This window comes from Tepidanaerobacter sp. GT38 (genome assembly GCF_021991635.1).
Lineage (GTDB): Bacteria > Bacillota > Thermosediminibacteria > Thermosediminibacterales > Tepidanaerobacteraceae > DTU063.
In genome coordinates, this window is the sequence record NZ_JAFFJA010000024.1 from 13,449 (window position 1) to 34,292 (window position 20,844).

Genomic DNA, 20,844 nt, shown 5'->3' on the forward strand with positions numbered 1-20,844 from the left:
CCGGGTCTGTTATAATTTTATACTAGCTTTTCAATGGTGGATTTTATGCCATCATTGGTAATTTGATACAGGTAATCGGCTACTTTGTCCGAAAGGCCTTCAACTTCATTTAAGTTTTGGCCCCACATTTTGGTATTTGCAAGGACAGCTTCAGCCACTCTTTTAGAAGCTTCTTTACTGCCATCAAAGCTCTGCCATGTTTTTTCAAAGAATTCCAAAGCCCAAGCATCATCCTGCATGATAAATTCGCCTTTTTCCCTGCGAGCCTTCATTTGGGCGCCTTCAACTTTACCATCCTTGTATACGGCAATTAATGCCGCAAAAGAAAATGTCAGCTTTTCGGGCAATTTACCATTTAGTTGCTTATATTCAAGGATTGATGGCAGCACCCTGGTTTTGAATTTAGATGACGAGTTGAGAAGTATGCTCAGAAGATAGTGCTTTATGTATGGATTTTGAAACCTTTCTACTACGGAGTCTGCAAATTCGGTCAACATGGCTTTATCCAAGTCTATGGAAGGAATTATCTCATCATAAATGACCTGACGCACATATCTACCCAAAACTTCATGGTCCATCATCTCGCCCACAGTTTCTAAACCGTATAAGAAGGCTGCCGGCACCGATGAAGTGTGCGCACCGTTTAATATTCTAACTTTTCGGGTCCTATAGGGAGTCATATCATCAGTCCACAGTACATTTAGGCCAACTTTGGTAAAGGGTAATCTTTCCGAAAGTTCTTTGGGCCCTTCTATAACCCACAGATGGAAAAGTTCACCCGTATCCACCAGACTATCCTCATATCCTAAGTATGCTAATATATCGTCGATTTCATCTTTGGGATAGCCTGTGACTACTCTATCAACTAATGTATTTAAGAATATGTTGTGTTCTTTAACCCATTCTTTGAATGCTTCAGGGAGATTCCAGTCATCGGACAGTTGTAAAACGATTTTTTTCAAATTGTCTCCGTTTCTGTCAATCAGTTCACAGGGTATTATCACCATTCCTTTGGTAGGATCTCCGTTAAAATGATTAAATCTGTGATATAAATACGCTGTAAGTTTTCCAGGGAAAGATACTGGTGGTTTTTTATCAAGGCTATCGTCCTTGTCATAGGATATACCGGCTTCTGTAGTATTGGAAATTACAAATTCTATATCTGGATTTTCGGCACATTTTAAATACTCTTCCCACTGGGTATATGGGTTTATTCCACGGCTGACAGAACTTATAATTTCTTTTATTTCAGTTGGCTTTCCATCTTTTAAGCCTCTCAGCAATAAAGTATACAAACCATCTTGTTCATTTAATTTATCAACAAGACCTTGAGGTATGGGCTGAACTACTACTACGCGGCCGTTGAACAGATTGTTTTTATTCATTTGATGGAACATCCAGTCAACAAAGGCCCTTAAGAAATTGCCCTCCCCAAATTGGATCACTCGTTCCGGCAGGTTTTCGGGAAAAGATTGTACCTGTAAATCTTCGGGAAAACTATAACCGCTTTTTAATAAGTATTTATTTAACTTCACATAAACCACTCCTTTTTTTATTTTAATAAGGGCCCTACATTGTGGAGCCATAAAAGGTTCGGATCATCATTGGGAATAAGTTTTCTGCCATAGCCTCCGGCCATTACCCACAAGTAATACACCTGAAATCCAGGAGCAGCTGCTACAGGATGATAGCCTTCAGGAAGAATAACTGTATCGCCATCTTTTATCATATATGCCTCTCTGAGTGTTAAGTCATCATTATACATAACTTGAACCCCAAATCCGCCTTCAGGCTTGACCTTAAAATAATACACTTCTTCCAGGTTTGCTTCATACGGTGGATTGTGCTTGTCATGTTTATGCGATGGATAGCTTGACCACTGACCAGGATAAGATATGGTTTCACCTACTACAATGCGATGCACTTTTCCTTCGGCGTTGTCCACTATAATATCTCTTACATCACGCTGGTAATTTAAAATACCACGATGGTTGCAGACTACTTCCTCGGGCCTTACTACAAATGGTTCAAATTTTTTTTCGGCTTTTGCTGAAACTACCGCAACTTCAAGATCCAATCCTTGGGTTTCCTCTACTTTAAATGAGCTGTGAATTGGAATATACACCGAAGTTGGGTTGCCAGAAAAGACATCTTTTCTTTCACCTAGGTCAGTAAACTTTTGCCCATTTACGGTTACATGACATTTCCCAGATAAAATGACTAATACTGCTTCTTCATCTTCCGTCTTCAGTTCATGTGTTTCATTGGCTTTTAGTTTAAGTAGGCCAAAACCACAAAAATTGAGGTCTTTCCCTGCCTTTACTATCTGGGTATAGCCTTCTACGTTTTTGTTGGGATACAAATAACTCATAATTCATCCTCCCTTTTACTTTTTATCTTTGTCTGGCAAAAACATATACTTGTCACTGCCAATAAGGTGCAAATATTTTCCTCAAATTACGCTTCCTCATAATTCAGAGCTTGCTGGACATCTTCCAATATATCTGAATCTGGTTTAAATAGATCCCTTAAAACCAAAGCACATGCACCCATTACTCCGGCTTTTTCCTGTAGAGATGATATTTGTATATCAGTTGAACGTGCTATTTCAGGAAACGCATGGGTGTTTACAGCTGTTTTTATGATATCGATAAAATATTTTGCTGCTGGAGCCATTTTCCCACCGATAAATACACATTCAGGATTGTAGAAGTTTATAACATTTGCTATAGCTTTTCCAATATATTCTGCAACTTGTTTTAAGAGGTTATGGGAATATGAATTTTTTATTCGGGATGAACTTATTATATCTTCAATTGAAATTTCGCCTTTTTCTGCCCACAATTTCTTTAAAGGGTCGTTATCGGGTATTATAGATATTTCGTTTTTTACCTTCCTCATTATTGCAGGAATGCCGCACACACTTTCTAAACAGCCTCGATTCCCACAATTGCACAATGGCCCGTCTTTCTGAATAGACATATGGCCAATTTCACCCGCATGTCCCTGAGCTCCTTGTAAAATACGATCATTTATAATAACGCCAGCGCTAATTCCCTCACCTAAATTTACATACACTAAATCCCTGCATTCGGTTGCTCCTCCAAACCATCGCTCGGCAAGGGCTGATGCCTTAGAATTGTTTTCTATAAAAACCGGCATATCTATTTCCTTTTCCAACACTTGCTTAACCGGAAAAAAGTCCCAGCTGGTACCTAAATTTATAGATCGTTTAACTTTCCCCTCAAAAGCATATAGCAGCCCCGGAAAGGCTACTCCAACTCCCAAAAATGGCTTTTCTTTATACTGCTCTTCATTCATAATCTCCTTAACTACAGCAGCTAGCTTTTTTAGACCTTTTTTGGGCTCGGACATATCAATTTTAATAGTTCGAAAATCAGTAGGATTATTTTTTAAGTCACAGGTCCCTACAAAAGTTTCGAACCTTGTGACTTCTACACCAAAAACATATCCGGCATCAGGGTTAAAAGACAGCTTAATAGGTCTTCGACCACCTGTTGATTTATCTAAACCCACTTCTTTTACAATCCCTGCCTCAAGCAGCTCCCGGATAATACCGCTTATAGCAGGCGGCGTTAGACCTGTGATTTCAGCCAACTGTTGTCTGGATATGGGTTCATGATTTTTTATTAGATTTATAACAGCCATTCTGTTTAACTTTTTAACATATTTGCTATTGCCTGGTGCTTTTTTCAAGTATATCACCTTATACTTTTTTAACTTAATTAACTATCTTTATATTTCTATACAAAATTAAAAAAACCTTTTTTTCATAAAAAATTATTTTTAAAATTATCCTTTTGGTTTTCTTAATATACACAGACAACCAAATGTGCATATATGAAAAAGCTGCTGCAAAACTAAACCTTGTCTTGCAGCAGCCATTGATTTTTATGCTAAACTTGTGGCTTTACATCTATAATTTCTATGTCTTTAAGGCTCATTTCTGTAAGCTTATCTACGTCAAGCAGGCTCTCTGCATCGTGAACTCCGGAAAGATTGGGACGCGTCTTGGGATGCCTTGGCACAAAAACAGTACAGCAATCGGCGTATGGCCTTATTGAAATATCATATGTACCTATTTTTTTCGCAAGCTCCATTATCTCAATTTTATCAAAGCCTATAAGTGGGCGAAAGATGGGAATTGTAGCAACTTCGTTAGTAGCAACTATTGCCTCCAGAGTTTGGCTTGCCACTTGCCCTAGGCTTTCTCCCGTAATCAGCGCTTTCGCACCTACACTTGCAGCTGTTTTTTGGGCTATGCGCATCATCATACGACGCATCGTAATAGTTAAAAACTCTTCAGGAGTTTGCTTTCTCATTTCCTTTAGTGCTTCAGTAAAGTTTACTACATGAAGCCGCACTTTCCCCGAATACTTTGCAAGCACCCTGCATAACTCTATGACTTTATCTTTCGCCCTGTCGCTTGTAAATGGAAAGCTGTGAAAATAAATTGCTTCCAGCTCGATTCCCCTTTTCATGAGCATATATCCCGCAACGGGACTATCTATTCCCCCAGACAAGAGCAGCATAGCTTTCCCGTTGCACCCTACCGGCAGCCCCCCTGGGCCAGGTACTTTTTCACAGTAGACAAATGACCGCTCCCTTATCTCTACATCCAGTTGAATCTCCGGGTTATGAACGTCAACTTTCAAACCTTCAAGATTCCGCAATATATGTGCTCCCACTTGGCGGCTGACTTCAGGTGATTTAAAAGGAAAGCCTTTGTTGGGACGCCTGGTCTCAACTTTAAAGGTCTTGCCCTTATAATTTTGATTTCTCATTATTTCGAGAGCAGTATTTTTTATTTGCTCTAAATCATTCTCACAGCTTTTGGCCGGACTTATGTAAACTATTCCAAAGACATTTTTTAAAGTATTTAGTACTTGTTCTCGCGAGGCCTTTGTATAGCAGTAGATGCGACCATGTGTTTTTTCAAGTTGCACACTGTCATCATAAGGCAACAAAGCTTGCTTTATTCTTTGGATAAGGATTCTTTCAAAATACGGTCTATTCTCTCCCTTTAAAGCAATTTCGCCGAAACTTATTAAATAAAGATTTTCCATTGTTACCTCCGCATAAGTTTTCTTATCTCTCTTACTTCGTCAGCAAGAACTTCAATGGTATAATCTATATCTTCCATTGAAAGAAAAGGTGACAAACTAAACCTAATTGCACCGTCCTGTTCTTCCTCACTTTTGCCCATGGCCTTAAGAACATGACTATTTCCGCTCTTGTGTGATGAACAGGCAGAACCTGTTGATACATATATATTTTTTGATTCAAGGGCATGGAGCAGAATTTCTCCCCGAGTTCCAAGAAACGATATATTGAGAATGTGAGGAGCACCGGAGACGGGACCATTTAACACAGTATCGGGAATATTATCTAATATGCCCTTCATTAATCGTTCTTTAAGTTGTACCATTTGGCTGTGCCATTTTTCCAGATTGTCAATGCATATCTTCGCAGCTTTGCCAAATCCGGCAATGCCGGGCAAGTTTTCTGTGCCCGAACGCTGTCCTGTCTCTTGACCTCCGCCGTGCAAAAGAGGAGCAATGCTCACTTTATCTCTTACAAACAGTGCACCTATTCCTTTAGGCCCGTAGATCTTGTGTCCACTCAATGATAACAGATCAATACCCTCAAGCTTTGAAACTAAAGGTATCTTGGCAAATGCCTGAACCGCATCTACATGAAAAAGGGCATTGCTGCTTGCCTTTATAATTTGGGCAGCTCCTTGTATAGGTTCAATAGTACCTACCTCATTATTTACATACATAATGCTCACGAGTATAGTTTCTGGCGTTAATGCTTCTTTAAGCTGATTTAAATCTATAAAACCTTCTCTGTCCACTTGAAGATATGTAACGGAAAAGCCCTCCCTTTCTAAAGCAGCAAAAGTCTCCAGCACGGAAGGGTGTTCTATTGCGGTTGTTATAAGGTGATTGCCTTTACGGCGGCGAGCATACGCAGCCCCCTTGACAGCCCAATTGTTCGATTCAGTGCCACCTGAAGTAAAATATATTTCTTTAGGGCTTGCTCCTAAAGCTTTAGCAATATTTTCCCTTGCTTCTTGCATTATTTTTTCTGCTTCAATGCCCTTTCTATGAAGTGAAGATGGATTGCCAAAATGTAATGTCATTGTATCAAAAACAGCCCGAGCAACTTCTTCCAGAACTTTGGTTGTCGCACTGTTGTCAAGGTAAATTTCTTTCAAAGTATCACCTTCAAAACCTATATATGTAGGGCGGTAAAAGCCGCCCTTTTAATTATATCACAAGTTTACTGCATGTCATCTATTTTTACTATATTTCCGAGGGGAGTGAGTCTGATCTCCTTACTGCCGGAGAAGTTTATTTTATTATCTAATGTATCAATACCTAAAAGGTGGTACATTATGCTAAAACCGGTAATCCCTTCGGCCACCTTCCATGAGCCCACAAATATGGAAAAGTTGGATTTTTTAGCTATACCATAACCTAGCATGGAAAGCCCTAAACTTATGCGAAGTAAGCTGTCTAATTCACCTATATTTTTTGAAAGCTTCATAAAATCTCCTCCATAGATAGTAGTACTATTAGTATTTATCATTACATTGATTTTTAAGTATTTTTTTGGGTAACTTTGTTTACATTAAGTATAGTAATTTTTATAAGGGATAAAATAAGACTGCCAGCATAAAAAATTGGAGGTGAAAAGTATTGCAGCTCACCCAAAAAGAAATTTTATATTTAAAAGACGCATTAAACCATGAACATATTTGCGTAACAAAGTACAATAATTATGCCAACCAATTACAGGACCAACAACTTTCCTCGCTGTTTAGAAACCTTGCCAATCGAGAACAGCAGCACATCGACACAATCAACAGACTTCTTCAACAAGGAGGAGCTCAATAATTCAGTATAGGAGGGATTTTAGTGAATCAAACGCAGAACATGGCCGGAACAAACGCAGATAAAGATATCTTAACTGACATGCTAATGACGGAAAAATACGTTTCTGGAACATACGAAACAGCTATTCAGGAATCCGCCAATGAAGCTGTAAGAAATGCTCTAAGGCAAATCCAGGACGAGGAACAGCAACACGCCAAAATGATTTTCGATGCCATGAATCAGCGCGGCTGGTACAATCCACAATAATTAACTTAAATCAAGGAGATGGTATCTTAATATTAAGTTAGCGAGTTTTGTCGCAAAAAGAAGGGTGACAGGGAAATAAGAAAACTCTCTGTCACCTACTTAATTTACATTTTCGTAAGGTTTTTTAATGACCATTTTGCTTGTTCTCTAACTATTTCCGATGGGTCATCGATAAGTTCCTCCAACAGTTTTTTGAATCTTACATCTCTCATGTTTCCTATGGCACATACGGCATTTCGACGAATAACGTTTCTTCCCCGCCAGCCGGCAGCAGTCGCCTTAAATGCCTTATCGAAATCATGCTTGTTTAGTTTTGCAAGTTTAGCTAAACTTGTTTCCAGAGGAAATTGGGGTTTAAATTCTTTGTGATTTGGGATTTTCACATTCATATTATGTGGACAAGCCTCTTGACATGTATCGCAACCAAAAACTCTATTGCCCAAAGGTCTTCGAAATTCTTCAGGTATAAAGCCCCTCATCTGCGTTATACATGAAAGGCACCTGTTAGGATTTATCTGAAAAGGTGCCATTAGCGCTCCTGTGGGACAGGCCCTTATGCAACGGCCGCAGCCATTACATCTACTTTCTATTGGCCTATCAGGTTCAAATTCAATATCAGTTAAAATCTCTCCCAAAAACACCCATGACCCCAGTTCCGGTGTAAAAAGACAAGTGTTTTCGCCAATCCAGCCCAATCCTGCCCTTTGAGCAGCAGCTTTTTCCATAAGTCCGCCGGTATCTACTTCTATTTTAAATGTACCTGGCTGTTTATTAGATATAAATTCTACTATTGCCTTAAGCTTCTTTGTTAGAATAAAGTGATAGTCTTTTACTCTGGCATAGCGGGAAATTTTACCTAGCAAATCGCCATTTATATTATCCTGACAGGTTTCCTCTGGCTCATAGGGCTCTACCAGATATCCCATGGCAAAGCATATAATAGTCCGGACTCCAGGCAGGATTTTATTGGGGTCACATCTTAGCTCTACATTAGTTTCCTCAAAGGGTGACAGGAGATTTCTCGCCTTTTTTTCAGCAAGAATTTCCTTTTCCTTTAAAAAGGGCCCTGCCGTCGTAAACCCTACTCGATCAAAGCCTATTTTCTTTGCAAAGCAAATCACTTCCTGTTTTAAATTCACCTTTATCACCCTTTGTATTTTTTAAAAAAAACTTTATAATGATATTATACTCATATTCTTTTGACTAAAAACTTGAAAGGAAAATTGTTTATGATATCAAAAGAACAAATTGCCCGCATCAATGCACTTTATAAAAAGCAGCAAAGTGAAGGTCTGTCTGAGGAAGAAAAAAAAGAGCAGGCGTACCTGCGCAGACTTTATATTGATGCTGTAAAAGCGAATCTAAAAGCTCAGCTAGACAGCATAAAGATAGTAAAAACGTCCACTTGCTGTGAACATCACAATCATAACCATCACAACCATAATCATATGCATAAAGGCTGCAGCCATTCAAATACCCACAGGGACTGTGACTGCCATAACCATTAGATTACACGACAGCCTAAAGTTGCTTCTGCTTCGTTTAATGCAAATTCATGGGCCTTTTCATCAAAGGATGCTACTCCGTCTTTGTAAATATTTACCTTGTAGGCTAAGTTTCGCGCATCGGCAGCGGTATATAGTACACAGATATTGGTACAGACACCCACTAAAAACAGCTCATCAACTCCCTTTTCTCTTAAGTAAAGATCCAAATCAGTCCCAAAAAAGGCACTGTAGCGTCTTTTTCTTATTATTTTGTCTTCATCCTTCACATTAAGTTCCTCAATTATCCGGGCACCTTTTGTCTGAGCTATGCAATGAGGTGGAAACATATCAAATTCTTTGTCGTCTCTTTCATGATTGTCACAAATAAAAACAACGGGATAGCCCTTTTCCCTAAACTCTTCAACCTTTTCTTTTACAAATGGAACTATTTTTTGACCTGCGGGTCCCACGCTTAAAGCTCCCTTTTCATCAATAAAGTCTACCAACATATCGATAACTAGCAAAGCTTTCATTAAAATTTCCTCCTTGCAAAAAGCAAGTCTTTTTTACTGATTATTTTATGAAAATAATACCACAATTGGTAAGGCCGCGCAATAAAATACCGTAGCCTTATGTAAAGTCATTATTGACATTCTTCTTGGCAATTTGCTATTATAGGATTTAATTATTATGCAGTTTAGAGGGATAATTATGCATAAAAAAGAAGAATTCCTTTTCGCAATAAAAAGGGTGTTTCCTATCGTGATGGGATATTTACCTGTAGGCTTTGCCCTTGGGGTAATGGCGGCTGACTCAGGGTTTAGCCCTATGCAAATGGGATTAATGTCACTTTTTGTATACGCTGGATCTGCCCAATTCATTGCCGTTGACATGCTGGGTTCGGGAACAAGCGCTATTCCAATAATTATCACTACCTTTTTGGTAAACTTGCGGCATTTTCTATTTAGCGCTTCGCTGGCACCTTACTTTCGCGAAATAAAACAAAGTTTAATTCCTCTGATATCGTTCTTCATAACAGATGAAACTTTTGCCGTGAGCATAACTGATGCAGAACAAAGGCCCCTCTCCCATATCTACTATTTTAGTCTTTATATTACTGCTTATTCCTGTTGGGTTTTAAGTACAATAATTGGTACAACCTTAGGCAATCTAATCCCAGATACGAAGGCCTTGGGGTTTGATTTTGCCCTTCCAGGAATGTTTCTCGCCCTTTTATGCATGCAGTTTAAAAATGCGAGATTTATCTTAATTGCATTAATCTCGGGCCTTCTTTCTATATTTTTTATACATATAATTCCAGGCAACTGGAACGTTATTTTAGCAACGGTTATTGCAGCCGCGATTGGGGTGTTAATTGATGAAAATTGATTTAAATTACATCTGCCTTGTCCTTGGCATGGGATTTGTAACATATTTGTCAAGAATGCTGCCAGCCACCCTTTTATCTAAGCAGGAGATTCCAAAAGTCTTCGTCAAATTTTTGAATTTTGTCCCAGCAGCTGTGCTTTCTGCTCTGCTTTTTCCCGGTGTGCTCATGACAGAAAATAAATTAAACATCGGTTTTTCAAATCCCCTATTGATTGCTGCTGTTTTGACTTTTCCGTTGGCTTATAAAACAAAAAACATGTTTGCCACTGTGCTTTTGGGAATGGGAATTGTGATTTTGTATAATTACTTTATATGAAAAATATCGAAGGAGTTGCTTTTTATGGAAATAAAGACTTTCGCTGTTGAGCGGTGGATGAATACATATGAAAATGATGCAGTATATAATCTTGCCGAAACCGATGCTAAGCCCTTCACTTTAGATGAACTGTTATCCCTTGGCGACAAAGACGAGTTAATAAAAGAACTTTTAAAAATCAAAATAGGCTATAATCCAACCACCGGCAGGCAAGAGTTACGAGAAGTAATATCCAGCTTTTACCGCGAAACAAAACCGGAAAATATATTGATTACAACAGGTGCTATTGAGGCTGATTTCTTAGTCACAAATGTGCTGGTAAAACCGGGCGACACAGTCATAGTGCAATTTCCAGCATATCAGGCCTTATATTCTACGGCTGAAGCCCGGGGAGCTAATGTTAAATATTGGAAAATGGATATAGATAAGGGCTATGAGCCCGATATCGATGAACTGAAAAGGCTCATCGATAAGAACACTAAACTTATTGTCCTCAATATTCCCCATAATCCTACCGGAGCTGTAATCTCTGAAGACCAGCTTAAAACCATTCTCTCCTGGGCTGAAGAAGGAGATTTTTGGGTCCTATGCGATGAAGTTTATCATGATTTTGTCCTGTATCCTAACGTCATTCCTCCACATGGCAGAAGTCTTTCAAGAAAGGCCATAAGCGTAGGCAGCATGTCAAAATCCTATGGCCTTTCAGGCCTTCGCTTAGGCTGGATTGCAGGTCCTGAAGATATAGTTAACGCCTGTTGGGAATGGAAAGATTATACTTCAATAAGCAATTCTCCCATAAATGACTTTCTGGCAACTTTCGCCCTTAAAAATACAGACAAGGTCATGGAGAGAAATTTGAGTATTGCGAGAGAAAACCTAGAGTTTTTCTTAAAATGGTTAAAAGAGCATGAGGATTACTTTGACTACGTAAAGCCCAAAGCCGGCGTGTTGATGTTTCCTCGCTTGAAAAATATTGCTCTTTCCTCTGAAAAGCTGTGCGAAGAACTCTACGAAAGGTATAAACTGCTAATGGTGCCAGGAGAGTGTTTTGAAATGCCTGGTTTTTTGAGAATTGGATTTGGTAACGACTGCGACATGTTTAAAACGGGTCTCTCAATATTCTCGCAGTTTTTAAAGTCCCAATAAACACAAAGGCCGTATATTACCCATATACGGCCTTTTTATATATGCCATTTTCCTGCGAGATTAAAAAACATCATTGTAGGCATTATTTGACAGAGCGAAATTAATTTTAAAAATGCGCAAATTAAGCTCAGCCAGAGAAATATGAAGGCTTTACACCTTCAGGCTAATACGAAAAAAGGCTGATATGACATCAACCTTTTTCACACATTCTTATCCCATTAATTTTTCTCGTTCAAATCATTTGCCATGATATTGTCTTGCCAAACATATTTCTTCGTTTCAGCTACTAAGACCCCGCTTAGTGCTATTAACGATATAAGGTTAGGAATTGCCATTAGACCGTTGAACATATCGGCAAATGCCCATACAACATCCAATTTGGCAACAGCACCCACAAATGCCGCTATAGTCCACAGCCAACGATAAGGTACAATGGCCGGGGTACCGAGTAAATATTCTACAGCTTTTTCACAATAATATGACCAACCTAAAATAGTAGAATAAACAAATGTTAAGAGACCTAAGGTCAGCGTTATAGGACCCACAATGGGGATCTGTTCAAAAGCAGCTTTGGTAAGTTCAGCTCCTTTAAGGCCTGTTTGCCAGCTTCCGGTGGTTACTAACATAAGGCCTGTCAAAAGGCATATCACTACCGTATCCCAAAAGGTTCCCGTCATTTGAACCAATGCCTGATGTGCTGCATTGGGAGCCTGAGCAGCTGCTGCAGCTATAGGGGCACTGCCAAGACCCGATTCATTAGAAAACAGCCCTCGAGCCACACCATACCTGATTGCATGCATGACGGTGGCTCCCGCAAAGCCCCCGATCACTGCCTGACCCTTAAAAGCACTGCTTATTATAAGAGCTATAGCCCCAGGTAAAGCAGAGATGTTTAAACCTAAAATTATCAAGCAACCTAAGATATAAACTATAGCCATGAAAGGAACAAGTTTTTCACACACTTTTGCTATGCTTTTTATACCGCCGATAATTACTATTCCAACTGATAATGCGACTATTAGCCCGGTAACCCACGTGGGAATATTAAATGTAGATTCCATCAAATCCGATATGGAGTTGGACTGAGCCGTAACCCCTATGCCAAATCCCGCAATAGACGTAAAAAACGCAAAAATTATACCCAGCCATCTCATCCCCATGCCCCTTTCCATAACATACATGGGGCCGCCGGCCATTTGACCCAGTTCATTTTTTGTACGATATTTTACGGCGAGAAGGGTTTCGGCATATTTAGTGGCAATCCCAAATACCCCCGTGATCCACAGCCAGAAAACAGCTCCTGGTCCACCAAGCCCTACGGCAGTAGCAACACCTACTATATTACCGGTTCCAACGGTAGCCGCTAATGCAGTGGTAAGAGCCCCAAAGTGGCTGACATCTCCCTCACCTTCGTAAGACTTTGCTAATGAAAGCTTTATACCTTTGAATGTGTATCTTTGTATTCCTAATAATTTAAAAGTCAAAAAAACATGAGTACCAACCAGGAGAATCAGCATCGGGGGACCCCACACAACATCATTAATAGCGCTTAAGATGTTTAATAATTTCTCCTCCAAAAACATCCCTCCTTGTTATTATTTTTATTAATTAATAAAAATTTCCACCCCCAAAAACCAAATGTGTTTGCTGCAAAAACATAATATTATTATACAACATTGCTTAAAAATATACATCAATCTGTGTATGTCTTACTATTCTGATTTTCTAGAGGTTAATAAAAAGGCTTGTCTCAAAACTAAATTTCAGTTTCAGACAAAGCGACTTTCTTATTTATAAACTTGCTTTCTGCTTGGAGGTTTTTTACTTTATTATGTAAAATATTTGGGATAACGCGGTAGACAATTTTTCCATAAAAAAAGCAAACAAGTATTCGACTAAAATACTTGCTTGCTTTTTTTCGATAGCAATAAAAAAAGCCCTTATGGGCTAATTTGCTTATTATGGTGCGGAGAGCGGGAATCGAACCCGCACGGGAGAACCCATACGCCCCTCAAACGTACGCGTCTGCCAGTTCCGCCATCTCCGCAGAATGCATAATTTATTATATATGTTAATTGAGTTTGTGTCAATAGCAATTTCACGTTTTTGTATAGATGAGCCAGAGTTTGGTTCACTCATCAACCCACCAATCGCTTATGTCACTGTATATGTTGACAGGATTAGGTTTCACACCTTTTAATCGCTTATTTATAGCCAGGACTTTGTTAGGGCTATATAAGAACAAATAGGGCAAATCTTTATTTATAATCTCCTGAGCTCTGTACAACAATTCCTTTTGGTTTTTATGGTCAGTGGCGGCTCTGTTTAATATATCATCAAGCTCTGGATTTGAATATGATACAAAATTGTATCCATTCTTTATTTCGCTGCTGGCAAACATAAAACGCAAATCAGGATTTGCAGCCAGCTTCCAACCCATAATCGCAGCATCATACTTTTTGCTCATAACCTTCTGTGTCAATTCATCCCATGTGGCATTGACTAATTTCACAGAGATCCCCAGATCTTTTAAGTTATTTACTATGTGGGATGCCGTCTGGTAACGAGCAGCGTTGTCGGTATTGACCAATAATTCAAATTCCAATTTGTATTTTTTATTTCCGATAGCCTTTTCTAAAATTCCATCACTGTCCTCATCTTTCCAACCTGCTGCCTCCAACTGCTGTGCTGCCATTTTTTTGCTATGTGTTATGTGCTGTATTTGCGAGTTAAAAGCCCACGAATATGGTAAAATTGGCCCGTCGATTACTATTCCCCTACCCAAGGTCGTGTCCTGCAGTATCCTATTTCGATCAATTCCCATAAGCAATGCCTGGCGAACATTTGCATCACTGAGTATGGGATTGCTGAGATTTACCGCTACAAATTCAAAATACCTGGACGGATATTGCAATAAGTAGACATTTTCCATCTCTTCGAATATATTCCAGTCAACCGGATCCGCAAAAATCATATCAATAGCACCGTTGTTAAAAGCTTCTTTTATAGAAGTGTTATCAGGATATATGTTAATATTTATTTCTTCAATATATGGCACTTTACCAAAGTAGTTATCGTTTCTTTTTAAGGTAACCGAATTATTTGTTGCATTAATTACTTTAAATGGACCTGTGCCTATTAATTCAAAATTTGATTCCTGCTCACTTTTATCTTTCTTGGTTGTAGAAGCCTCGAGAAATGAAGCTGGAAGTATCCCTCGGTTAATTTCACATAAAAAATCCGCATCAGGCGCTTTTAAAGTTATAATAAAGGTATTGTCATCAGAAGCTTCATAGCTTTGGATATTATCAAATTCATCATATCTAGGTAAATCTTTGTTGTTTTTTTGCTTTTTTAGCTCCATAATTTTATCAAAGGTTGCTTTTACATCAATTGAAGTAAAACGCTCTCCATTGTGCCATTTCACATCTGGCCTAAGGTTTATAGTATATGTTTTGCCATCATCGCTTATTTGCCAGCTTTCAGCAAGAGCAGGTTGCGCCATGCCTTGTTCGTCGATTTTTACAAGGCCTTCAAAAATAAGGCTTAGGATTGCCATTGTTTCATCGTCATTTGCAAGTAAAGGATTTAAGTTTAGTGTACTGGTAGTGGCCAAGTTTATAGTGCCACCGCTTTGTGGTGAACCTAAATCTTCCTGTTCTGCTGTGTTAGCCTCCTCAGGCAAATTTAAGGAAGAAGGCGAACACGCTGAAATTAACAAAGTCAAAACCAGGGTTAAAATAACCAGTTTTTTATATTTCATAACAGCCTCCAAAAGAGTAAAAATCATCAAGATATAAATGTCGGTCGTCAGGTGATGAAATTTTTGTCCTGACGACCTCCCTAGTAAAATTATATATTACCGGTTATTTGGGGTCAAATTCCAATAATTTTCATAGACAACATGGCAAATCTTGCTTAAAGCACTGATTTTTGCTAATATGTATAAAAAACTTAAGAGGTGAGCTATGGAAAAAACTTTTGTTATGATAAAGCCGGATGGAATTCGCCGCGGCCTTGTGGGAAACATCATAACAAGGTATGAGCAAAAAGGTTTGAAAATAACCGCTTTAAAGCTCATGCAAGTCTCAGAAGAACTTGCAAAAAAGCACTATGCTGAACATGTCTCAAAGCCATTTTTCCCTGAGCTTATTGCTTACTTAACATCAGGGCCAGTTATAGCAATGGTTTTGGAAGGACCTAATGCAATTAAACTCGCACGTTTAATCAACGGCGCAACCAAAGTTGAAGATGCAATGCCGGGCACCATACGGGGAGACTATGCCACTTCCACAACTGAAAACCTTGTCCATGCTGCAGATAGCCCTGAGAGTGCAACGCGTGAAATAGCCCTTTGGTTTCCTGATTTAAAATAGTTATTTGTTTGTTCTAAGTTTCAACCTTTTAAGTTTGGGGTTATCCTTTAATCCGGGGATGCGACCCCTTTTGGCAATAGGTGTGCCGTCCACCATTTTTAGATCCATGGTCATATCAATGGGAGTAGCGCCGGATATATAGCTTCCTACTCCAAAGGCATCTGCTCCTGCTTCCAAAAGTATTTTTATCCGTTCAGGTGTAAGCCCGCCCGATACAAATATCTTCACATAGTCATAACCCTTTTGATTCAGTCGATTTCTAATCTCGTGAACTAGAGCCGGTGTTACTCCCCCGCGCTCACTGGGTGTATCAAGTCTTATACCTTCTAAATCTTTGCCTAAGGCTTCAGCTAAATTAAGAGCTTCTTCTGCTTCATCTTTAAATGTATCTACAAGAATTATTCTGGGAGAATCGGCAGGCATGATTTCATTGTAGGTTTTTGCTACAGAAACAGTATCTCCTGCTACTAGCATAGCCGCATGAGGTATAGTCCCTGATGGTTCTCTGCCCAGGAGTTTAGCTGCTAAAATGCAGCTGGCATTATTGGCACCTCCTATTATGGCAGCTCTTTCCATAACAGGAGCTACAGCAGGGTGAACATGCCTTGCGCCAAAACAGATAAAGGATACTTCTCCAGCTGCTTCCCGGCACTCCCGTGCAGCAGTTGCCCAAGCGCTGGAGTGTGCCAGCATGCCGAGCAGAACAGTTTCATATATGCCAAATTCTTCATAGGGGCCTATTATTCTCATTACTGTATCTTTTGCTTCAAAAGTTTCGCCTTCAGGCAGCGCATAAATTTCAACGTCCTTATCTTGCAAAAGGTTAAGGACCTCTTGCGTGCCACACATTACACCGGATCTCCTGGGAAATACTTCTGCTACTACTTCTTTTTGAGAAAGACCCATATGTCGCAAAATTTCCATTGTCTTAATGAAATATATATCCGTTGTCATTCCAGCTAGTATTTCATCGTGGTTGGCAGAATATATACGCCTTGAATTAACTTTAATATTTTTTACATCACTTAATGTCTTGATTTCTTTCATGAAACAAACCTCTCTCTCAATGTTTTATATTAATATTACTTTTTGCATGCAAAAATTAAATTGCGTTTCTACAACATATTAACTCTAAAGCTTATAGAGTCGCTTGTACCATTTGTAGGATTTTTTAACTCTCATCACAAAATTTCTAGTCTCTGGAAATGGAATTTCTTCTTCTTTTTGTTGCTGCATCTTGCCTTGTGCCAGCCATTTAGCCACATTTCCCTGGCCTCCGTTATAAGCTGCGAGGGCAAGTATTATATCGTTGTCAAATTCGTTAAGCAGTGAAGACAAATACCAAGTTCCTATCCTAATATTTAAATCCGGGTTTTGAAGATTTTCAATCTGAAAATTTTCAATTCCCATCTGTTCTGCTGCCCACATAGCAGTTTTCGGCATAAGTTGCATAAGACCTATGGCTCCCCGCTCTGATACAACTTTAGGCGAAAAGTTGCTTTCAACTTTTATTACTGATGCCACAAGATACGGGTCCACACCGTACTCAGCCGAATACTTGATAATTGATTGTTCGTACTTCAGTGGATATATGTAGCACATAAACCAGGAGATATTGTTATATAGAGCAACAAAGCCAAGTATTATTACTAAAATTACTGCGATTTTTTTAACCACCGTTTCGATATTTCCCTCCATATCTTATCAACTTGAAGTTGGGTATTTTCGATACTGCCATTGTTGTCAATCACTCTATGGGCATATTTTAATTTTTCTTTTTGCGGCATTTGGGATTTTATCCTATCCATAGCTTGTTTTATGCTAAGATTCTTTTCCCGAGTCATCAACCTTTCAAGCTGTATTTTTTCGTCAGCCACCACTACCCAAACTTCATCTACTATTTTATGCAACCCCACTTCTATGAGCAGTGCAGCATCTATAACGATAACCTCTTTCTGTAGTTTTTCGTAATACTCCAATTGGTGTTTTATTTCTTTTAAAATTTCTGGGTGTGTAAAGCTATTGAGCCGCTTTAGTTGCTCTAAATCTTCAAATACAATATCTGCCAGTTTCTTTCTATCTATTTCGTTATTTTCTTTCAATATTTGCTGCCCAAAATGGTTAACAACTTTAATCCATGCAGGTTTACCCGGCTGCATTATTTGCCGTGCTATTTTATCAGCATCTATTATAACAGCACCTTTCTCCTTAAGCAATAAGGAGACCGTACTCTTGCCACAGGCTATGCTGCCTGTGAGACCCACAACAAGCAATACATATTCCTCCCTATAATTCTTCCCAAGTATATCCATGAGTAAAGTCTACTACAAGGGGTACTTTCAAGGGTATGGCATTTTCCATGTCCTGTTTTAATATTTGCTTAACTAAGGAAAGCTCATCTTCTGGCACGTCCAAAATCAGCTCATCATGGACCTGCAGTAAAATCTTGGCTTTCAGGTTATATTCTTTCAAATGCCTATATATCTTAACCATGGCAACTTTAATGATATCTGCAGCGCTACCCTGAATTGGCGTGTTCATGGCTGTGCGCTCAGCAAATGAGCGTAGATGATAGTTTCTGCTATTTATGTCCGGTATATACCGACGTCGGTTGAGCAGTGTCGTCACATAACCTGATAGTTTCGCTTGTCTGATGGTTTCTCTCACATAGTCTCTCACACCGGGATAACGCTTAAAATAAGCATCTATGTATGCTTTGGCCTCCTGGTTAGATATACCTAACCCTTGGGCTAGGCCATAGTCGCTAATTCCGTAGACAATTCCAAAATTTACTGCCTTTGCCTTGTCTCTAAGAGATGGCGTCACATCTTCCGGTGGAACTTCAAATACCTCGCTTGCCGTCCGGGTATGTATATCCTCCCCTTTTATAAAGGCTTCAATTAAACTCTTATCTTCAGAAATGTGAGCTAGGACCCTTAATTCTATCTGGGAATAATCTCCTGATAAAAGCACATGTCCTGGCCCATCGGCGGTAAAAACTCCTCTGATCTGTTTGCCTTCTTCTGTCTTTACGGGTATGTTCTGCAGATTGGGCTCCGTGCTGCTTATTCGTCCAGTTGATGTTACTGTCTGATTAAAATTGGTGTATATTCTCTCGGTATCTTTATCTACCAAAGCCAAAAGGCCATCTGCGTAAGTAGACTTCATTTTCATTAAAAATCTATATTCCAGAATGCTTTCCACTATGGGAAAACTTGGCCGCAATTTTTCAAGGACTTCCGCATCTGTTGAATAGCCTGTCTTTGTTTTCTTTATCACGGGCAAGGATAACTTCTCAAACAGCACTTCACCCAATTGCTTAGGTGAGTTGATGTTAAATTCCATGCCGGCTTTACTGTATATGTCTTCAGTAAGATAACCTAGTTTCCTGCCAAACTTGGCCCCCAGCTCCTTTAGTTTATCAGGATTTACTTTTATACCGGCATTTTCCATATCAGCTAAAACCACGCTTAAAGGCATTTCTACATCGTAAAAGAGACTTTCCATGTTATATTCACGTATCTTATCATCAAGAGCCTCTTTTAATTTGTAAAGGTATGCAATTTTTTCACCTAAGTCTGCTGTTTCACTGATCTTTTCCCCTAAATATTCCATAACTAATGTAGTTATGTCATATTTGGGCTTTGAAGGCTCCAAAAGGTAAGCTGCCAGCATCACATCAAATTGACTTACGAAATCTATATCAAGCTGCCTCAAAACATTTCTCAGGAGCTTACCGTCATGGGTAATCTTATATATGTCACTATCTTCTAAAATGGACTTGAGCTCAGTTAATAAGTTCTTATCCTCCAGCCAAGGAGCATCAATGAAAAAGCTCTTATCATTTACCGAAATGTAAATGCCGTTTATTTTAAATGACTTTAAGTCTTTACGCTTTGCATCGGCAATTACCGCGATTTGTCTTTCAGCAGTAATCTCATGCACCAAATTTTGAAAGTCGTCAGCATTATGGATTTTCATGGTTTTCTCGGCAACTTGTTTTACTTGTTGGACAGCATTGTCTTTTGGCTTTAGTCTTTCAATTAAACTGTAGAATTCTAACTCTCTAAAAAGGGTCATTAAAGTATCATAATCGGGTTCGCGGTATGCAATGTCCTCAAATCCAAAGTCTAAAGGCACGTCTGTTACAATTGTGGCTAAATGTTTGCTTATAATGGCTTGATCGCTGTGTTTTTCTAAATTTTCCCTAAGTTTTCCCTTAAGTTGATGGGTATTTTTTAAAATATTATCTAATGTGCCAAATTCTTGGATTAATTTTGCCGCTGTTTTTTCTCCTATTCCAGGCACACCCGGAATATTGTCAGATTTGTCACCCATCAAGCCTTTCATATCTGTAATACATTCAGCTGAAATGCCATACCTTGCTTTCACTTTTGCCGGGTCGTAAACCTCTAAATCGGAAATACCCTTTTTGGTAAGCATTACACTTGTATTTGAAGACACAAGCTGCAGCGCATCTTTGTCACCCGTTACTACTATAGAAAATATTCCAGCCTTTTCTCCTTTTTTTGAAAGGGTTCCTAAGATGTCATCTGCTTCAAATCCTTCCACTTCAAAAAACTTAATGCGAAGGGCCACTAATATATCTTTTAATATATCGAACTGGCCTATTAACTCATCTGGAGTCCTTGGACGCGTAGCCTTATATGCTGCATACTCAGTATGCCGAAAAGTAGGGCCTTTTTTGTCAAAGGCTACGGTTATATAATCAGGCTTTTCTTCCTGCAAAATTCTAAACAGCATATTTAGAAAACCATATACTGCATTTGTATGCACCCCCTTAGACGTTCGAAGGGGCGGCAGTGCATGAAAGGCCCTATGAAGGAGACTATTCCCGTCGACTAACAGCATTTTTCTCATAATCTTCAACTCCCATATTACTATTATTTCACCAAAAAACATTAAAAACCTGCAAAACATCAATCATGACCACCCGTAAA

At 39.1% G+C, this 20,844-nt stretch carries 21 protein-coding genes and 1 tRNA gene; 7 read left to right on the forward strand and 15 right to left on the reverse strand.

Going from position 1 to position 20,844, the window contains the following annotated elements; all coding sequences use genetic code 11:
- Positions 1-17 precede the first annotated feature (17 nt).
- The 6 genes from JT739_RS04795 to JT739_RS04820 form a co-directional block, all read right to left on the reverse strand.
- Positions 18-1,586, reverse strand: a complete 1,569-nt coding sequence (locus JT739_RS04795; protein WP_304650966.1) for a tagaturonate reductase — start codon at positions 1,584-1,586, stop codon at positions 18-20.
- Positions 1,553-2,371 (reverse strand): 5-deoxy-glucuronate isomerase, encoded by an 819-nt coding sequence (gene iolB / locus JT739_RS04800; RefSeq protein ID WP_237659966.1) that lies wholly within the window; start codon positions 2,369-2,371, stop codon positions 1,553-1,555. The genes JT739_RS04795 and iolB overlap by 34 nt, the downstream gene beginning before the upstream one ends.
- 86 nt (positions 2,372-2,457) lie before the next feature.
- The gene (locus tag JT739_RS04805) at positions 2,458-3,726 is read right to left on the reverse strand and encodes an ROK family transcriptional regulator (protein ID WP_237659967.1); all 1,269 of its coding nucleotides are present in this window, start codon (positions 3,724-3,726) and stop codon (positions 2,458-2,460) included.
- Between the two features lie 191 nt (positions 3,727-3,917).
- Positions 3,918-5,087 carry a tRNA uracil 4-sulfurtransferase ThiI gene (gene thiI / locus JT739_RS04810; protein WP_237659968.1) on the reverse strand — a complete coding sequence of 390 codons (1,170 nt, stop codon included), beginning with the start codon at positions 5,085-5,087 and terminating at the stop codon, positions 3,918-3,920.
- Positions 5,088-5,089: 2 nt separating this feature from the next.
- Complete coding sequence (locus JT739_RS04815; RefSeq protein WP_237659969.1) at positions 5,090-6,241, reverse strand: cysteine desulfurase family protein; 1,152 nt, start codon at positions 6,239-6,241, stop codon at positions 5,090-5,092.
- A gap of 65 nt (positions 6,242-6,306) precedes the next feature.
- On the reverse strand, positions 6,307-6,573 hold the full coding sequence (locus JT739_RS04820) for a DUF2892 domain-containing protein (RefSeq protein WP_237659970.1): 267 nt from the start codon (positions 6,571-6,573) through the stop codon (positions 6,307-6,309).
- A gap of 152 nt (positions 6,574-6,725) precedes the next feature.
- On the opposite strand from JT739_RS04820, the gene JT739_RS04825 reads away from it, so the two are divergent.
- Both JT739_RS04825 and JT739_RS04830 read left to right on the forward strand, forming a co-directional pair.
- The gene (locus JT739_RS04825; protein WP_237659971.1) at positions 6,726-6,923 is read left to right on the forward strand and encodes a ferritin-like domain-containing protein; all 198 of its coding nucleotides are present in this window, start codon (positions 6,726-6,728) and stop codon (positions 6,921-6,923) included.
- A gap of 21 nt (positions 6,924-6,944) precedes the next feature.
- On the forward strand, positions 6,945-7,169 hold the full coding sequence (locus JT739_RS04830; protein WP_237659972.1) for a spore coat protein: 225 nt from the start codon (positions 6,945-6,947) through the stop codon (positions 7,167-7,169).
- Between the two features lie 104 nt (positions 7,170-7,273).
- Here JT739_RS04830 and queG read toward each other — a convergent pair whose 3' ends face one another.
- Positions 7,274-8,308 (reverse strand): tRNA epoxyqueuosine(34) reductase QueG, encoded by a 1,035-nt coding sequence (queG, locus tag JT739_RS04835; protein ID WP_237659973.1) that lies wholly within the window; start codon positions 8,306-8,308, stop codon positions 7,274-7,276.
- Between the two features lie 90 nt (positions 8,309-8,398).
- On the opposite strand from queG, the gene JT739_RS04840 reads away from it, so the two are divergent.
- The gene (locus JT739_RS04840) at positions 8,399-8,677 is read left to right on the forward strand and encodes a DUF896 domain-containing protein (RefSeq protein WP_237659974.1); all 279 of its coding nucleotides are present in this window, start codon (positions 8,399-8,401) and stop codon (positions 8,675-8,677) included.
- On the opposite strand, the gene JT739_RS04845 is transcribed toward JT739_RS04840, so the two are convergent.
- Positions 8,674-9,189 (reverse strand): cysteine hydrolase family protein, encoded by a 516-nt coding sequence (locus tag JT739_RS04845; protein ID WP_237659975.1) that lies wholly within the window; start codon positions 9,187-9,189, stop codon positions 8,674-8,676. The two genes, JT739_RS04840 and JT739_RS04845, sit on opposite strands and share 4 nt — an antisense overlap.
- Positions 9,190-9,421: 232 nt before the next feature.
- Here JT739_RS04845 and JT739_RS04850 point away from each other — a divergent pair, with 232 nt between their 5' ends.
- The 3 genes from JT739_RS04850 to JT739_RS04860 are packed head-to-tail and all read left to right on the forward strand — an operon-like array spanning position 9,422 to position 11,507.
- Complete coding sequence (locus tag JT739_RS04850) at positions 9,422-10,045, forward strand: AzlC family ABC transporter permease (RefSeq protein ID WP_237659984.1); 624 nt, start codon at positions 9,422-9,424, stop codon at positions 10,043-10,045.
- Positions 10,035-10,361, forward strand: coding sequence for an AzlD domain-containing protein (locus JT739_RS04855; protein WP_237659976.1), 327 nt, complete (start codon positions 10,035-10,037; stop codon positions 10,359-10,361). The genes JT739_RS04850 and JT739_RS04855 overlap by 11 nt, the downstream gene beginning before the upstream one ends.
- A 24-nt stretch (positions 10,362-10,385) precedes the next feature.
- Positions 10,386-11,507: an aminotransferase class I/II-fold pyridoxal phosphate-dependent enzyme gene (locus tag JT739_RS04860; RefSeq protein WP_237659977.1), complete on the forward strand. Its 1,122-nt coding sequence runs from the start codon at positions 10,386-10,388 to the stop codon at positions 11,505-11,507.
- Positions 11,508-11,725: 218 nt separating this feature from the next.
- On the opposite strand, the gene JT739_RS04865 is transcribed toward JT739_RS04860, so the two are convergent.
- The 3 genes from JT739_RS04865 to JT739_RS04875 form a co-directional block, all read right to left on the reverse strand.
- Entirely contained in the window at positions 11,726-13,024 is a 1,299-nt protein-coding gene (locus tag JT739_RS04865; protein WP_370642579.1) for an alanine/glycine:cation symporter family protein, read from the reverse strand.
- A gap of 445 nt (positions 13,025-13,469) precedes the next feature.
- A tRNA-Leu gene (locus tag JT739_RS04870) sits at positions 13,470-13,554 on the reverse strand.
- 84 nt (positions 13,555-13,638) lie between these two features.
- Positions 13,639-15,270: an ABC transporter substrate-binding protein gene (locus JT739_RS04875; protein WP_237659979.1), complete on the reverse strand. Its 1,632-nt coding sequence runs from the start codon at positions 15,268-15,270 to the stop codon at positions 13,639-13,641.
- 205 nt (positions 15,271-15,475) lie between these two features.
- Here JT739_RS04875 and ndk point away from each other — a divergent pair, with 205 nt between their 5' ends.
- Entirely contained in the window at positions 15,476-15,883 is a 408-nt protein-coding gene (gene ndk, locus JT739_RS04880) for a nucleoside-diphosphate kinase (RefSeq protein WP_237659980.1), read from the forward strand.
- On the opposite strand, the gene JT739_RS04885 is transcribed toward ndk, so the two are convergent.
- The 4 genes from JT739_RS04885 to polA form a co-directional block, all read right to left on the reverse strand.
- Complete coding sequence (locus tag JT739_RS04885; protein ID WP_237659981.1) at positions 15,884-16,930, reverse strand: nicotinate phosphoribosyltransferase; 1,047 nt, start codon at positions 16,928-16,930, stop codon at positions 15,884-15,886.
- Positions 16,931-17,014: 84 nt separating this feature from the next.
- Entirely contained in the window at positions 17,015-17,560 is a 546-nt protein-coding gene (locus JT739_RS04890) for a lytic transglycosylase domain-containing protein (protein WP_237659982.1), read from the reverse strand.
- Entirely contained in the window at positions 17,539-18,156 is a 618-nt protein-coding gene (gene coaE / locus JT739_RS04895; protein ID WP_255688376.1) for a dephospho-CoA kinase, read from the reverse strand. The genes JT739_RS04890 and coaE overlap by 22 nt, the downstream gene beginning before the upstream one ends.
- A gap of 13 nt (positions 18,157-18,169) precedes the next feature.
- Positions 18,170-20,764, reverse strand: coding sequence for a DNA polymerase I (gene polA, locus JT739_RS04900; RefSeq protein WP_237659983.1), 2,595 nt, complete (start codon positions 20,762-20,764; stop codon positions 18,170-18,172).
- Positions 20,765-20,844: the final 80 nt, after the last annotated feature.